The sequence below is a fragment of the Micromonospora sp. WMMD987 genome, from assembly GCF_029581435.1.
GTDB lineage: Bacteria > Actinomycetota > Actinomycetes > Mycobacteriales > Micromonosporaceae > Micromonospora > Micromonospora rifamycinica.
Genome location: NZ_CP120861.1, coordinates 1660059 through 1676090, shown reverse-complemented (window position 1 = coordinate 1676090; position 16032 = coordinate 1660059). Strand labels below are relative to the sequence as shown.

The window sequence follows — 16032 nt, the reverse complement described above, 5'->3', positions numbered from 1 at the left end:
CTGCACGGTGGAGGCGGCATCGCCCCGGCGGGTCTCCGTCGACCCACCGCGTACAGCAGTGACCCTATGCATTGAATGCAATCAATGCGAGATCCCGCCGGGACGATGCCGCGCCTACCGGTGCCGCCGGTGGACGTCCGCCGGGGTCAGCTCCGGCTCCAACGCTGGCCCGCGCCGCCGTTGCAGTCCCAGATCTGGGTACGCGCGCCGTTGGCCGTACCGTTGCCGACCACCTCCAGACACCGGCCGGAGCCGACCGCGGTGATCGTGCCGTCGGCGTTGAGCCGCCACCGCTGGTTGGCCTGACCGTTGCAGTCCCAGATGATCACGGAACTGCCGTTGGCGGTGGCACCGCCGTTGACGTCCAGGCACTTGCCGCCGAAGACCCGCAGCTCCTGGGCGGCCGTCGAGGTCCAGCTCTGATTGCTCTGGCCGTGGCAGTCCCAGATGATCGCCGCCGCGCCGTTGGTCTGCGCGCCACCGTTGACGTCCAGGCACCGACCGGAGGACGTGTGCCGGACCGCGCCCGTGCCGGACGGCGGCGGGGTCGTCGGCTCGCCGGTCGGCGAGGTCGTCGGGGTCGGCGTCGGCGTCGGGCTGGTGCTGCCGAACTGGGTGAAGAACCGCCAGACCTCGCCCTTGGTCCAGGTACGGGCACCGCTGTCACCGCCGCCGTCCACCGGGCCGGGGGTGTGCCCGCCGTCGAACGCGGCCCACACCACGGGGTAGCCGGATCGGCAGCCGGAGTAGGTGGTGGTGATGTGGGTCAGGCTGCCCGCGCGCGGCTCCGGCGGGTTCTGCGCCGTACACCCGTTGTTGCGGACGAAGGTGTCGCGCAGCGACCGTCCGGCGGAGACGTTGAGCACCGGGTCACCGATGCCGTGGATGCCCATGTACGCGATCGGCTGACCACCGCCGCTGCACCCGCTGAGCTGCCCGCCGGAGTAGACCGCCACGGCGCGGAAGACGTTCGCCCGGGAGCAGGCCAGCGAGTAGCTCATGCCGCCGCCGTAGCTGAAGCCCAGGGCGAACAGCTGCGTCGTGTCGACGCACAGGTCGTTCTCGATCAGCCGGACCATGTCGTCGACGAAGGTGACGTCCCGGCCGCTCGGGTTGGCCCAGCCGTTGCCGTTGCCCTGGGGGGCCACGAAGATCGTGCTGTTGTTCGCCTGCTGACGCAGTCCGTAGTAGGACCAGGCCGCCCCGTCCGCCCCACCCCCGTCGACGTCGTTGGCGGTGCCGCCGTTCCAGTGGAACCCGAAGATCAACCGGTACTGGTGGTTCCGGTCGTAGTTGTCGGGAATCCGGAGGATGAAGCTGCGGCTCTGGCCGCTGCTCTGGATGGACCGCTGGCCGCTGGTCAACGTGGGTGCCTTGCCGCACCCCGGGGTCGCCGCGGCCGCCGCGACGCCGGCAGCAGCCGCCGTACCGGTCACGCCACCGGCCAGGGCCGTCGCGCCCACGGTCAGGACGAGGACCGCCGCCGCAGCGAGAGATCCGAGGATGGGTCTACGCCTTGTCATGATGATGGGCTCCTGCCACTCGGCATGGACTGATGTCAGGTACGGGGTGCCACGGCGATCCCGACGCGCGCCCGACCGCCCCCCGCTGACCGCACCCGCCAAGGACGGAACACCGGGAGACCCTCGATGCGCCCGCGACGCCGGCCGGCCCGTCGCCGCAGATGCCAACCGCTGGTCCCGCTGCCCGGGCGGAACCGGCTGGCCGTCGAACCGATCGGTGGTCCACCACGCACGCCCGAACACCACCCCGTCGGGTACCGCCACCGGAGCACCGACACCCGACGTCGAATCGATTCGGCCAGACCCTAGGCCGGAAAGTGAAACATGTCAATGCTGTGTCCGGCAGGTTGCGACCCGGGTCCACCGCCGGCCGACCCGCCGGAGCGGCCCAGAATCCGCAGGCCACCCGCCCGACGTGCGGTCCGACGGACACACGGCGTCACCGCCGTACGGCACCACGGACGCGCGACGTCGACACCGCACCGCACGACAGCCCCGCGACATCGACGCCGCACCGCGCCACGGACGCGCGACATCGACGCCGCACGACGCCACGACCACGCGACATCGACGCCGTACGGCACCACAGCGCGCGACATCGATGTCGCACGACGCGACGGACGTGCGACATCAATGCCGCGCGGCTGCTCCGGCCCACCGCGGCCGACGACCCAGGGCCACTGCACCCGACCCGGGGCCGGGTGCAGTGGCCCGGCCCCGGAGAGTGCGGTCAGTTGCGCAGGCTCCACTGCTGGTTGGTGCCACCGTTGCAGGACCAGAGGATGATCTTCGTGCCGTTGGCCGTGGCCGCGCCGTTGGCGTCGAGGCAGAGCCCGGACTGGGCGTTGGTCAGGGTGCCGTTGGCGTTGAGGTTCCACTGCTGGTTGGTGCCGCCGTGGCAGTCCCAGATGATCACCGTGGTGCCGTTGGTGGTACCCCCACCGTTGGCGTCCAGGCACTTGTTGCCGTACACGGTCAGTTGCTTGTTGGTGCCGTAGGTCCACTGCTGGTTGGCGCCGCTGCCGCAGTCCCACAGCTGCACCTGCGTGCCGTTGGTGGTGGCGGAGTTGGGCACCTCCACGCAGCGCCCGGACTGGCCGCCCACCAGCCGGCCGCCCTGCTGGCTGCTGCCGCCGCCCTGCTGGCGGACGATCGAGGTCGACTCGGCGGACCGGTTGCCCTGCGCGTCGACCACGAACAGCCGGTACTCACCCCGGGTCGCCGGCACGGCGATCGACGTGGCGGTGCCGGCGGCCCTGGTCATCGTCGGGCCGGCGGTGAAGGTGGTCGTGCCGGCCGGAGCCAACCAGACCGTCCTGGCCGCGTCACCGGTGCTCCGGATCGGGATCGACGCCGTCGTGGTCGTGACGAACGTACTGGCCGGGAGCACGTAGTTCGGCAGCGACAGGTTGGCCGCCGGGATGATGTCCCGGAACGCGTCCTCCAGGCCCGAGTTCGCCGCGATGCCGTACGCCGCAGCGGGCCAGACGTAGTCCGAGGAGACGATGATGTCGTTGACCGTGCTGTTGGGCAGGTTCTTGTTCGACACCTTGTTGATCGGGCCGTAGATCTGGGTGATGCTCAGATCGTGCTTCCGGCCGAAATCGTCGGAGTTGATGAGCCAGGTGACATTCTTGTCCACGCTCAGGACGTTGTCGCGGAAGGTCATGTACGCCGAGCCCTCGTCCGGGTGCAGGCCGTACTTGTGACCGGACGGCACACCCTGGAGATAGTTGTTGGTGATCGTGGTGCCTGGCTGGCTGCCCAGGGTGTAGATCGGCGCGGTGTCACTCAGGCGCTGCACCGTGTCGATGATGTGGTTGTAGCTGATCGTGTTGTTCCGGGCCGTCGTGGTGGGCCGGTTGGGCGCGATCGAGCCCGACGAGCCGTCGAAGTTCCACCAGCCCCAGCCGAGCGTGATGCCCGACCACGGCGACTTCTCGATCCGGTTGCGCTGGATCGTCAGGGTGTCGACGAAGTACGCCGAGATCGGGCTGTGCCCGTTGAACAGCACCGCGCTGTCGTACAGGTAGTTGTTCCTGATGTCGATGTTCCTGGGCAGCCCCTCGACCTGCGGCGACCACTTCTCCCGGTTGGTCGACGTCCCGTCGCCGATGTAGACGTGCTGCGGGTGGCCGACGGTGACCGCGGATCCGGCGACGTCGTTGGTGACGTTCCCGATCAACTGGCTGTTCTGCACGTCGTTGACCATGTTGACGCCGTCGGCGCCGGTGTGCTGGAACCGGTTGCGTTCCAACCGGATCCCGTCGGCGTTCTCCACCTGGAGCATGCCGGGGGTGGTGTCGACGTTGCGGTAGTAGTAGTCGTGGAAGTTCCGCTTCGCGTACGCCTGCGCCCCGAGGTTTCCCTGCTGCGCCTGCTTGAACGACGCGCCGGCGACGTTGAACAGGTTCCAGTCGGAATGCTGCACGGTGAGCCCGGAGAACGTGATGTTGCGGGCGTGGTTGCTCGTCGAGGTGCCGGCGACCCGCAGCAGGGTGGTCACGTTGTTCGGCGCGAAGACCGATGCGGTCGCCATGTTCTCCGCGCTGGACTTGTAGTAGTAGAGCGTCCGGCTGCTCTTGTCGAAATGGAACTCACCCGGCGCGTCGAGGAACTCGTAGGCGTTCATCACCTTGTGCGAACCGCCGGTCTGGGCGTTGCCGTTGAAGGCCCCCTGGGCGATGGCGGCACCCGGCTGCTGGAACAGCGCCACCCGGTTCGCCCCGTCGGAACTCGTGGTCACCTGACGGACCCCCACGATGGCGGTGGTCCAGGTGGTGGCCGTCTCGATCTCGATGTCGTCGGCGTTGCGGGCGATGGCGGGAAAATCGTTCAGGCTGTACTTCGCGCCGTCACACTGCGACCCCGACTCCCAGGCCCACGCCGCCTGCCCGGCCGTGATGTTGTACGTCCCGTAGCAGCCCGCCGAGCCGATCGTCTTCGACGCCATGAACGCCCGCTTGTCGTTGACGTAGAGCGCCCGCAGTTTGGTGGCCCGGTCGAGTGGCGCCTTCCAGATGTTTCCACTGTGCTGGGTCCAGCCGGTCACCGGCACACCGCCGTCGAGCACCGGTGTCTCGCCGGGATAGGCGGAATACAGGACCCGGTATCCGTTGGTGCCGGAGTCGGCCGCCCCGAACTCGACGGTGCTGCTCACCGGATAACGGCCGCCCCGCAGGTACACCTGGATGTCGCCGGTCATGTTCGCATTCACGGTGCGGACGGCGTCCCGGGCGCGTTGCAGGGTCTTGAACGGCGATTGGACGGTGCCCGCGTTGGCATCGTTACCGTCCGGCGCGACATAGTAGGTTTCCTGGACGGCGGCCGAGGCGGGCAGCGGGTTCCCGAGCACGGCCGGCAGTGTGGCGGCGACGAGCAACACGCCTGCCGACAGCGATCTGCGCACGGCGGAGAGGGCTGATTTCACGTACCATTCCTTTCGCATGCCGCCGACTACGTGTCCGCTGGACAGTCGTCCTGGCAGTGCGACAATGAACCGCCGCGCGAACACGGGTCGACGCGCTGGGAGGCGGGGTGCGCTCCCGAGGGGTTCGACCGTTGGCGGGTTCCTTGACGAGACGCCGTGACCACCGGGGTGGGATCCACGTTGGAGCGACCCGCGCCGACCAGCGGAGGTCCCCTGCCACCGGGAACTCCCACCGTCCGCTCAGACGCTCTTGCCCGTAGTCACGGAATGCTGCCCTGAAGCGTAGGCGGCGGTTCCGGTGCACGCAACTACCAATTGTCAATCACCTATGCGTAATCGTGACCGTGCCGGCGGGACGCCCGGACGCTCACCGGTGATACCGCCGGGCCACCGCCGCGAAGGCGGCCTTGGGCTCCCACTCCATGTCGGGGTAGGTCCGCCCCCGGCGCCCATCGAGGATGCTCACGATGCCCATGCTGGCCCGGTCCAGGTCGTCCCGAGGGTCGCCGTCCGGGCGGTGCGGAAAGCCGGGCAGGGCGAACAGGAACACGAACGCGCTGTCCACCCCCTCGGTCTCGAAGATCTCCAGCAGCTCGCTCAGATAGGCGGCCTGACCGGCCTCGTCGCGCTCGTACACGTCGTTCAGCCGGACCGGGAGCCTGGTCTCCGGGTCGTACTCGACCACCTCCAGCACCCGGCCGCCACGGTCGCCCGCGCCACGGTAGGCCGCCGTGCCGAAGCCGGTGACGGCGAGCGGCTTCGGATCCCGGGCCAGGACGCGGACGGCTTCCCGGAACCGGTCGGCCACCTCGGCGGAGCGGATCAGCTCGTACGTCACGATGTCGAACGGGGTCCAGTCGACCTGTTCGAACTGGATGGACGCGTAGGTGACCGCACCCAGGAAGCGCTCGCGGACCGTGGTCACGGCGTCGCGGAGGAACCCGTTGATCCGCGTACCGAGGTCCCGCACCGCCGCGGCCCGCTGATCGGGTCGACCCGCCATCAGCTGCTCGACCCGCTCCTCGGGACTCTCGCCGGTCAGGAACCCGCGGTTCATCACGCTCAGCTCGACGCCGGCGACGAACACGACCGCGGTCCCCTGTCGTCGGAGCCGTTCCGCGCGCTCCGCGCAGTCGCGGAAGAGGGCGAGGATCCGCTCCGGATACAGCTCCAGCGGATAGGGCGAGAACCAGACCTCCAGGCCGAGCGCGGCGGCGGCACCGGCGGCCAGTTCCAACCGTTCCGGGTCGCCGCCGATGATCTGGACCGCGTTGCAGTGCAGGTCGTCGCGAATGATGGCGAGTTCACGCCGGACCACCGCCGGGTCGAAGCACTCCCGGGACGTCTGGCCGCGCACGACGAATCCGGTGTCGTACGTCATTCCCCTGGCTCGCATGGTGCCGTCCCCTCGGTCGCTGTCGGAGAGGTCGAGCCTGACAAAAATCTTGCACTTGCGCAAATTTTCTAGAATGCAACTTTGCGTTCGCGCAGCTCGGTGTGGAACGCTGATCCGGTGACCACACCACCACCGGGCCTGCGCGAGCGGAAGAAACAGGCCACCCGCCAGGCACTGCGCGAGGCGGCGTTACGCCTGGCCGTGGAACGCGGAACGGACCAGGTGCGGGTCGAGGACATCGCGGAGGCGGCCGGCGTCTCGCCCCGCACCTACCACAACTACTTCGCCAGCCGGGAGCAGGCCATCGCCTCCGCCGTCGCCGCGGACCGCGAGGAGCGGATCGCGGCAACGGTCGCCGCCCGTCCCGCCGGGGTGCGCCTCGCCGACGCCGTCACCGAAGCGGTGGTCGAGCAGTACACGGACACCGGTCCGCAGGCCCGCGAGGCACTGCTGATGATCACCGCCAGGGGGGCGCTGCGGGACGCGTTCCTCGACGCCACCGCCGACATCGAGCCCCCGCTCACGGCGGTGCTCGCCGCCCGCCTCGCGGACGCCGACGCACCCACGGCCCGCGTTCTCGCGGCGAGCGTGGCCGCCGCCGTGCGCATCGCCCTGGAAGGCTGGCTCCGACCGGCCGCCGGTGGTGGTGTCGACACCGCGGGGCTGGTCGTGCCCGCCGGCCCGCTGCCCGACCGGCTCCGCGCGGCGCTCGCACCGCTCGCACCCGCGTTCGACGCCGCCGAGCGGCCCTCCGCCCCGGGGCGCGGGGACGGCCCCGGTTCACACCCGTCGTGACCGCGCGCCGCCGCAGCGTCGGCCCACCGGTCACCGTACCGATGAACCGGCGCAGCAGTCGGGTTGCGGCAGGCGCATGACCGTGATTCTCGACCACCCAGCGCGGACACCGCCAGCGACGCGGAGGACGCTCCTCCTGACCGGGGCCCCGGTCAGGGACGGGTGTCGCGCTCGCGACGCGTGCGCTCGAACTCATCGACGTCCGCGATCCATCGACCGTGCTGGTCGAGTGCGGCACAGCCGCCGCGGACGAAGGCGCGCACCAGGTCCCGGTACCCGGCGATTCCGTCGACCAGGCTGTACTCCACCCGGTACTGCGGATCCGATCCGGCCGTCCCGCGGCGCACCGTGGTGATCCGGGCGACCGAGTCCGCGTAGAAGTGCAGCTGGATCCCTTCGCCCCGCTCCTCGTCCTCGATGGTGAACACCTCGTTGTCCGCGGCGGAGCGGTCGGCGACGAACTCCCAGAACTCGGCGGAAGCGGTGCGGGGACCGCCCGGTGACCACTTCTTCTCGTCACCCCTGTCGTCGGTGAACGACAGGCCGACGTCGCGGTGGTCGTCGGCAGCCTCCCCGTCGTCGTCCGCCGGGGCGTCGCGGGAGCGGTCCGCCGCCTCGGAGCAGACCAGGAAGCTCACCGTCCGCACCGCGTCATCGACCAGTTCGGGGTACGCGCGCCGCACGGCCGCCCCGACCGTCGCCGCCATCCGGTCCCAGTCGCGTTTGTCCGTGGCCCGCCGCCCCCGGCGCGGGTCGGGGCCGATCCGCATCCCGGCGCTCGCCCGCTCGGCAGCGGCGATCACCGCCAGGACCCGGGGCAGCAGCGCGGGGTCGACGGCATCCGGTGTCCGCCGGGGAATCGTCGCGCCGTGCAGGTACTGGCCCGTGTACCGCAGGATCTGCGCGTCGAGGGGACCGAGGACCATGCCGCGCTCCGCCCGACGGCGGTCCGCCTGGTACTCCTGAGCCCGTTTCTCGTCCGACCGTTCCGTCGCCGTACGCATCGCCTCGCAGACCTGACCGCGCTCCAGGAGCCCGGTGTCGGCGCCGTGGGCGACGAGCCGGTTCCGGTCCCACCGGATACCCCGGAAGAGCGCGTCGACCTCGGCGGGTGCGGAGAGCAGGATCGGGTCCAGGAGCGCGACGGCGGCGTCTTCGTCGAGGTCACCCCGCGTTCCGGCGGCCTCGCAGAGCGGGATGACCGCGCTCCAGAGCAGCAGGTGCCTGGCCAGGTCCTCCCGGATCACCCGGAGATGGGCCTCGCCGATCGGGAAGGTGAACGTGCGTGGCTCGTGGTTGGCGTCGGCCCCGGCGCCGAGGGTCAGCCGCAGCTCACCGTCCTCGCGGACCACCCCCGGGTACCAGCCGCCGCCACGCGTGAAAACGATGTCCGTCACCGCCCGGACCTTCCCCGCACCGGCACCGGCTGGACCCTGCCGCCCCGGGTCCACGGCGGGCGGCGTGGCAGGTCGCCGGGTGCTCCGCAGCCGCCGTTCACGCCCACCGGGCACACTCGGCGTCGAGTCGCGGGTCGCTGCGCACCCAGACTTCGCCCCCGGCAGCGCCGGCCGGGGGCTCGGCGCGTTCGAGGCCCAGGAACCCGATCAAGTGGAGCAGTTCGGCGCGTTCGGCCCGGTCGTCGTCGACACCGTGCGAGTCGAAGAAGACGTGGTACCGGCCGCTCGGGTCGACGACGCCGGAATCCGCCCAGATCCGGCCGGTCTCTTCGAGCGCCGCCGCTTCCGTGGTGAACGTGGCCGCGCGGGCGGCACCACGGGTCTCCGGCGCCACGTCGAGGTCGGACAGCTCGGCGAACCACTGGCCGAAGCGGTCGAGGCCGGCGTATCCGTTCTCGAAGAACAGCCCGGCGGCCGGGATGTAACGGTTGACCGCGTCGACCCGGAGGTGCTCCGACCGGGGCTGGTCCCCGTCCTGGATCCGGGAGATCACCTCCAGCCGGGGCATGAGCACCAGCCGCTGCCTCGCCGATGTGTCCTCGATGGTGTAGGTGTCCGACTCCCGCTCCCGGAAGAACGCGGCGAAAGCCCAGTAGGCCTCCTGCGCATCGGCCGCCGAGACCTCACGGTCGTCGCCGTCGCCGACGGTGAAGACGAACTGCTTCGGTCCGGGACGGTAGCGACGGGCCATGGGGGCGTCCTTCGTTCGGGTGTGACAGCTCCACCGACGCAGTTGATCATAGCGGGCGGACCTGCGGCCCTGGTCACGGGCGGTCCGATGCGCTGGTGTCCGGCAACGAGCCCACCCGCGCCCCCGGCACCGGCACCGTCCGCCACGCCGACGACGGGGAGACGCCCCGCCCCGCGCCGACCCGCGCGGGGCGGGGGGCCGCTCAGTGCCGGCGCTGCGGCAGGACGAGCAGCGTCACGGAGTTCGCCGGGTACGTCGCGCTGATGCCGCCCCGGGCCACCCGAAGGTCCCCACCCCGGACGATCGAGGTGAGGTCGGCCGGACCGTAGGTGAACCGCTGCGCCCGGTCCCCACCGGGGAACCCGGCGAGCGCCAACCGGGACGTCAGGTCGCCACCGGTCTTGTTGACCACCATCACGGTGAGCGCCCGGTCGGAGGAGCGTTGCGCGGCGTAGACGGCGAGCTGCCCCTGGTCACTACTGACCGCCGACACGCTCACGTCGCCGAACCTGCCCTTGGCGCCGTCGTAGTTGCGGTACATCCGGAAGGCGTACGCGCCGGGATCGGTCGGCTTCGGCTCGCCCCAGATGGTGGCCAGGTCCAGCCCCTCGCGCCCGAAGATGCCGAGCACGTCGGCCTGCGCGAGCGCGCCGTTGATGTCATCCAGCGCGCCCCAGTTGTATTCGGTGATGGCGACCTTCGTGCCCGGGTAGTACTGCGCGACCCAGGCCTTCATCTGACGGATGAACTGCAACGGCGGCGCGTTCACCCCGCCTGGGCCGATCCACGACTCGTCCACGTACGTCGGATCCCACAGCGACCGGGTGGAACGCAGTCGCAGCGCGTTGGCGTCCGGGTCCTTGCCGCCGCTGATCTGCGGGTAGTAGTGCTGATCGAAGTAGTCGAGGAAGCGTTTCCCGCCGTGGGCGTCGCCGAAGTCCTTCATGTTCTTCAGGTACCACTGGGAGAGGTTGAGCCCGCCGTGCGCCGCCGCGTCCGCCCCCGGCGCGCATCCGTCGAGGCCGGAGGCCACCCACTCGCAGTAGCCCCAGCCGGACGGGCCGAGCACCGCCGCGCGCGGGTCGGCGGCCTTGATCGCCGCCGCGGTCGCCGTACCCTTGCCACCCAACTCGTCGTAGCTCACCGGTTCGGGGTGGACGTCGCGGTGGGTGGAGTTCCACAGCACCGGTTCGTTGTCGAGTTCGTAGATGGACACACCGCCGCGTGCCGCCGGGCCGAACTGGTCGACGAGGTGGGACACCATCTCTCCCGCGAACGACGCGCCGGCCGGGATCGAGGTGTCCGTGGGGACCGCGCCGGTCAGGTTCGCGTCGGCGTGCCGGCCGTTGCCACAGTTCGGATCCCACTGGTCGAACGAGTCCTGCTCGGGAAAGCGGGTGGCGGGAAAGCCACAGGCGAACGGATGCGACGAGGGCGAGTCCTTCGCCACCCAGCCGATCAGCGGCACGGCGACCACCTGTTTCGTCCCCTGGTCCCGGTTTCGCTGGACGAACGCCTCGACCGTGTTCTCCGGCCCGGCCACGATGTTCTCGAAATACCAGTCGCTGCCCGTGTTGTAGGTGTGGTTCTTGAAGTTGTAGCGGCTGCTCGCGTTACCGCCCCACCGGGCCACCGGTGTGCCGAGTTCCGCCACGAGCGCGGGATCGCCGCCGTTCATGCCGTAGATGTCGGGGCTGATCCGGTGCCGGGCGGCGGAGACGTCCACGGCCAGGGTGAGCCCGTCGGCGGCGGCGGCCGGGCCGATGCCCGCCTGGGTCGCCAACAGCCCCACCACCATCGATCCGGCCATCCCGATCGCCGTCGCCGATCGTGGCCCGCGCCGTCGTCGCCCGCCCATCGTCGTCTCCTGCCGCCGATCGGCCCGGGACGGGCCGAAACCATATTTACATTATCAACCGCCTATATTAAGTCAATCGGAGTCCGTGATTCACCTGACGGTGCGGTCGGATCACCGCAGCCGACCCGGCGACACGGTCCGACACATCCCACCCGGAACTTTCACGTGTCTCAACTGGCGATTATTCTCTTGACGTCCGTCTATGCTTTGCGACATCGTCCAGGCATGATGGGCAATGGTCCCGGATCCCTGTTCCGTCGCATGTGGCCGGCCGTCGTCGCCGTGGCCACGCTGCCGGCCTCGGTCCTGGGTTTCGGTCTGGTCACCACACCCGCGGCCGGCGCCGACACCGTGTCGATGCTGGCGAGCACCGCCCCGCCATCGCCCCCGTCCAGCACACCGGCGCCGCCGGCCCCGCCCACCCTGCTCAGGGCCTCCACGGTGACCTCGACGTCGGTCACCCTGACCTGGACCGCCGCCGTCCCCGGCTGCTGCGCCATCACCAACTACACCATCATGTACCCCGAGGCGTTCAGCGACGTGATCCCGACCACGACGGTCGGCAACGTCACCACCGCCACGATCACCATCTCGCCGACCCGCCAGTACCAGATCAGGGTGGCGGCCAGGGACTCGGTGGGACACACCTCCCCCTGGTCGAACCAGATCATCGTGGTGGCTCCGGCCACCGACAGCGGCCCGGGCACCGTGCCGCCGGGCTCACCGACGAGCCTGACCAACCGGAACGGCACGCTGTACTGGTCCGCCGCGTCGGACAACGTCGGCGTGACCGGTTACCAGGTCTACAGGTACGACGGCTGGTACACCTCCACGCTGCTCGGCACCGCCACCTCGACGACGTACCAACTGCCGCCCTCGGCCACGACCGGACCCGGCCCGCGCATCCAGTTCTACGTGCGCGCCAGGGACGCCGCGGGCAACCTGTCGGCCGCGTCCAACACGGTCGACGCGACCAGCTCGACGCCCCCGGCCGACCTGCCGCCGACCGCGCCGAGGGACCTGTCGGTCAGCCGGATCACCTCGACCTCGGCCACCCTGACCTGGACGGCCGCCGAGCCCGGCTGCTGTGACATCGCCGGATACACGATCGGGTACTTCCCGGCGTTCCACGACCTCGGGGAAACCGCCCGGGTCGGCAACGTCACCACGGCCACGATCTCCCTCAAGCCGGCCACCCAGTACCGCGTCACCGTGCAGGCCAGCGACTCGGGCGGGCACAGTTCACCGTCGTCGGACCCCCTCACCATCGTCACCCCGGCAACCGACACCGGCCCCGACACCGTGCCGCCCGGTGCCCCGGGGACGTTGACCGTCAGCAACGTGACCACCGCGTCCGCCACGCTGAACTGGACGCCCGCGACGGACAACGTCGGGGTGACCGGGTACCAGGTCTACCGCTGGGACGGGTCCTTCAACTCGACGCTGGTGGCCACCGTGCCGGGCACCAGCCACACGCTGTCACTCGCGCCGTCCGTGCCCAACCGCTACTACGTGAAGGCCCGGGACGCGGCGGGCAACGTGTCGATCGCGACCAACGAGGTCCGGGTCGACCCGCCGACCGGCCCCACCACCTCGCCGCCCGGCCCGAGCTGCGCCGTGACCTACCAGAAGCAGTCGGAATGGTCCGGTGGTTTCGTCACCAACGTCACGATCGGGAACACCGCCACGACCACTGTCGACGGCTGGACCCTGGCCTTCACCTTTCCCGGCGACCAGCGGATCAGCACGCTCTGGAGCGCCACCTACGCCCAGTCCGGCTCCGCCGTCACGATCCGCAACGCCGGTTGGAACGGCACGATCACGGCCGGCGCGAGCGTCTCGTTCGGCTTCCAGGGCACCTGGATCGGCAGCAACGCGTCCCCCGCGGACTTCTCCCTCAACGGAACCCCCTGCCGGTAAGGCACCGTGTCACCGCTCTCCAGCGTGGTTCGCCCAAGGTCAGGGGGTTCACGGGGAGGTGAGGCGGGTGACGGGCCCCGCCCTGGCATGGGTCTGGAGACGTCCGGCCCGGCGGTCTGCTCTACAGCGGTGATCACACCGACGCCGCTCACCATCACGCCTCCCTCGAAGACACTGGTGCGCCGGTCGTCGCCCCGGCAGAGCCGGCGCGTCGCCTGGCCCAGTCGACGAAGCGGCCGAACAGGTCCCCACAGTCACTCGTCCCGCTGGCGTCCGGCTGGCTCAGGTCGTCGATGGCCTCGTGCAGACATCCGGCCAGATAGAGGAACAGGCCGATCCGATTGCCCGCCTACTCCGTCAGGAGCATGCTCCTGGCCCCGTCGCAGGGCCATGAACGGCCGCAGGCGCGGCAGCCCCAGTGCGGACGCGACGGCACATGCACATGGCCCATCGGGCTGCGACAACCCGCCGCAGTCGCCGGAGGGCTTCGGTCGACGCTCACCGGCGGATCTCCCCTCGGGCCCGCTGCGCGAAGAACCGACGCCACACGTGGGTCAACAGCGGCGGATCCGCCGTTCCCGCCGGCACGGGTCCTGTCGACTCCGGTGGGCCGGGCCGCTCCTGCTGGCCCCTCGCGTAGCGGGAGACGTACACGGTCATGCCCGCTCCCCCGTCACGACGCATCCTTCGCAGCGGTGGGTCCACCAAGGCCCGGTGGACCCACCGCTGCCGGCCGGCGGCTCGGGAGCGAGGTGACCGCCGCCCGCCCACGCAGCCCTGCTGGCGGTACGCGAACGAGGAGTCAACAGTGCTGCCGGCGGATTTGCCGGTGACAGCAGTTGCGGAGGCGTCGGGTCGCGTTCCGGCCTGTCACCGCTCGGCATATCCATCCGAAGCTCCCTGCTCTGATACTGCCGCTGACCTACCGGCGTGCCCTGGAAAGGCGGCCCGGTACACCCACCCTCACCCGGGGCAGGGCATGCGCGGAATGTCCTGTCGGTGCACCGCCGGTGCACCTGCGGTAACCCCATGTGCCGCTACGATCACCAGGCAGGAGACGGTCCCTGTCGGGAGGACGTGCGATGACTCCGATCACGACCTGGACCGGCCGGGACGCCACCGCCCTACGCCAAGCAGCGCGGATGAGCGTCACCGCCTTCGCCGAGCACCTGGGCGCGGCCCGCCGGACGGTGGCCAAGTGGAGCAGCCAGGGCGACAACGTCCTCCCCCGCGCCGACATGCAAGCCGCGCTGGACACCGTGCTGACCCGTGCCACACCGGAGGTCCGCGAACGCTTCGCAGCCCTGCGGGCGACGGGCACCACGCCACCACGCCCCGGCTCAGATGCCGATACTGGTGAGGACAGCCACCACAGCCCGGACTCGGATGGTGACGTGCAACGGCGAGACTTCCTGCGCAGCGCTGCGGTCAGCGTCGCTGCTGCCCCCGGCGTCGGGCCGGTGCTCGACGCGCTCGTCTCGCCCCGGCAACAGCCCGCCACGGTGTTGTCCGTGCAGCAGCTCTCCGGCAAGGTGGCCGCCGTCAAACGCGACTACCAGGCATGCCGATACGAACGGGTCCTCGACCGGCTCGGCACGCTGTTACCCGCTCTCGAACCCGCCAGGGCGGACGCGGAGGGCACGCAGCAACGGCAGGTCGACGTCCTGGCCGCCGAGCTGTACCACGTCGTCGGTAGCGTCCTGCTCAAGCTGGGCGACCGTGGGATGGCCCTCGTCGCCGCAGAGCGGAGCACCCGCACCGCCGCGACGAGCCAGGACCCGGTCGCCGTCGCCGCGAGCGCACGGATCATGACCCACGCCCTGATGAGCAACAACCACGACGACCAGGCGGTGACCCTCGCCGCAGACGCCGCCGGCGTACTCGACCGGGATACGGGCCTCGCGTCGACCGACGCGGTCGCCGTGTACGGCGCCCTCGTCCTACGCGGTGCCGTCGCCGCAGCCCGCCGCGACGACCGGGCCACCGCACACACCATGCTCAACGAAGCGACCCGCACCGCGACCCGACTCGGCTACGACGGCAACGACCGGTGGACCGGCTTCGGTGCCACCAACGTCCTGCTGCACCGGGTCAACATCGCCCTCACCCTCGGCGACGCCGGCACCGCCATCACCATCGCCCGCACCATCCCCCTCGGCAAGGTGACCCTCGCCGAACGCAAAGCCACGCTCTACGTCGACGTGGCCCGCGCCTACACCCAGTGGGGACGCCACGAACAGGGTCTCAACGCCCTCCGCACCGCATACGAGATCGCACCCGAAGAGATCCGCTGCCGCCCAGCGGTCCACCGCCTCGCCAACGACCTCGCCCACCTCACCACCGGCCCGGTACGCGCCGCAGCCGTCGACTTCACCCAAACCGCCGGGATCTCCCGGTGACCGCAGGGCACCTCCAGATCGTCGTCTGCGCCGCCGGCCCCGCACCCGACGTCACCACCCTGATCAACACCGCACACCAACGGTCCTGGACCACGGCGGTCACCGCCACACCCCACGCGATGGACTTCATCGACATCCCAGCCATCGAAAAGCTGACCGGCGCACCCGTGCGATCCGACTACCGGACGTCCCCGGGCGTCCGCCGCCCGCTACCCACCGCCGACGCACTGGTCATCGCACCCGCGACCTACAACTCGATCAACAAGATCGCCCTCGGCCTCGCCGACAACTACGCCATGACCACCATCGCCGAACTCATCGGACGACACGTACCCACCGTCATCGTCCCCTTCGTCAACACCGCCCTCGCCACCCGACACCCCTACCGCCGCGCCGTCACCAACCTCCGCGACGAAGGCGTACACATCCTCCTCGGCCCCGAAAACAACTGGGAACCACACCCACCCGGCACCGGCAACGACCGCCGGCTCGCCTTCCCCTGGACCATGGCATTCGAGATCGCAGCCCGGCATGCCGCCTAACCGGTTCGACCTGAGCACGTC

11 protein-coding genes are annotated in these 16032 nt (G+C 70.4%); 4 read left to right on the top strand and 7 right to left on the bottom strand.

What is annotated here, in order from left to right; all coding sequences use genetic code 11:
• Nucleotides 1-146: 146 nt before the first annotated feature.
• From O7612_RS07370 to O7612_RS07360, 3 genes are all read right to left on the bottom strand, one after another.
• Complete coding sequence (locus tag O7612_RS07370; RefSeq protein WP_282271608.1) at nt 147-1523, bottom strand: ricin-type beta-trefoil lectin domain protein; 1377 nt, start codon at nt 1521-1523, stop codon at nt 147-149.
• 730 nt (nt 1524-2253) lie between these two features.
• Entirely contained in the window at nt 2254-4953 is a 2700-nt protein-coding gene (locus tag O7612_RS07365; protein WP_282271607.1) for a ricin-type beta-trefoil lectin domain protein, read from the bottom strand.
• 367 nt (nt 4954-5320) lie between these two features.
• Nucleotides 5321-6349 (bottom strand): hypothetical protein, encoded by a 1029-nt coding sequence (locus O7612_RS07360; RefSeq protein WP_282271606.1) that lies wholly within the window; start codon nt 6347-6349, stop codon nt 5321-5323.
• Between the two features lie 81 nt (nt 6350-6430).
• On the opposite strand from O7612_RS07360, the gene O7612_RS07355 reads away from it, so the two are divergent.
• On the top strand, nt 6431-7144 hold the full coding sequence (locus O7612_RS07355) for a TetR/AcrR family transcriptional regulator (protein ID WP_282271605.1): 714 nt from the start codon (nt 6431-6433) through the stop codon (nt 7142-7144).
• A gap of 152 nt (nt 7145-7296) precedes the next feature.
• Here O7612_RS07355 and O7612_RS07350 read toward each other — a convergent pair whose 3' ends face one another.
• The 3 genes from O7612_RS07350 to O7612_RS07340 all read right to left on the bottom strand — a co-directional run bounded on the left by O7612_RS07350 (nt 7297) and on the right by O7612_RS07340 (nt 11150).
• Nucleotides 7297-8541 carry a DUF6357 family protein gene (locus O7612_RS07350; RefSeq protein ID WP_282271603.1) on the bottom strand — a complete coding sequence of 415 codons (1245 nt, stop codon included), beginning with the start codon at nt 8539-8541 and terminating at the stop codon, nt 7297-7299.
• Nucleotides 8542-8638: 97 nt separating this feature from the next.
• On the bottom strand, nt 8639-9292 hold the full coding sequence (locus tag O7612_RS07345) for a DUF6357 family protein (protein ID WP_282271601.1): 654 nt from the start codon (nt 9290-9292) through the stop codon (nt 8639-8641).
• Between the two features lie 202 nt (nt 9293-9494).
• Nucleotides 9495-11150: a glycoside hydrolase family 44 protein gene (locus O7612_RS07340; RefSeq protein ID WP_282271599.1), complete on the bottom strand. Its 1656-nt coding sequence runs from the start codon at nt 11148-11150 to the stop codon at nt 9495-9497.
• Nucleotides 11151-11375: 225 nt separating this feature from the next.
• Between O7612_RS07340 and O7612_RS07335 the strand changes: the two genes are divergently transcribed.
• Nucleotides 11376-13070 (top strand): cellulose binding domain-containing protein, encoded by a 1695-nt coding sequence (locus O7612_RS07335; protein WP_282271597.1) that lies wholly within the window; start codon nt 11376-11378, stop codon nt 13068-13070.
• Nucleotides 13071-13568: 498 nt separating this feature from the next.
• On the opposite strand, the gene amcA is transcribed toward O7612_RS07335, so the two are convergent.
• A complete protein-coding gene (gene amcA / locus O7612_RS07330) occupies nt 13569-13730 on the bottom strand; it encodes a multiple cyclophane-containing RiPP AmcA (RefSeq protein ID WP_282271596.1) in 162 nt (53 codons plus the stop codon).
• Between the two features lie 422 nt (nt 13731-14152).
• On the opposite strand from amcA, the gene O7612_RS07325 reads away from it, so the two are divergent.
• Together O7612_RS07325 and O7612_RS07320 are read left to right on the top strand one after the other, a co-directional pair.
• Nucleotides 14153-15469, top strand: a complete 1317-nt coding sequence (locus tag O7612_RS07325) for a hypothetical protein (protein WP_282271594.1) — start codon at nt 14153-14155, stop codon at nt 15467-15469.
• Nucleotides 15466-16011: a flavoprotein gene (locus tag O7612_RS07320; RefSeq protein WP_282271592.1), complete on the top strand. Its 546-nt coding sequence runs from the start codon at nt 15466-15468 to the stop codon at nt 16009-16011. The genes O7612_RS07325 and O7612_RS07320 overlap by 4 nt, the downstream gene beginning before the upstream one ends.
• Nucleotides 16012-16032: the final 21 nt, after the last annotated feature.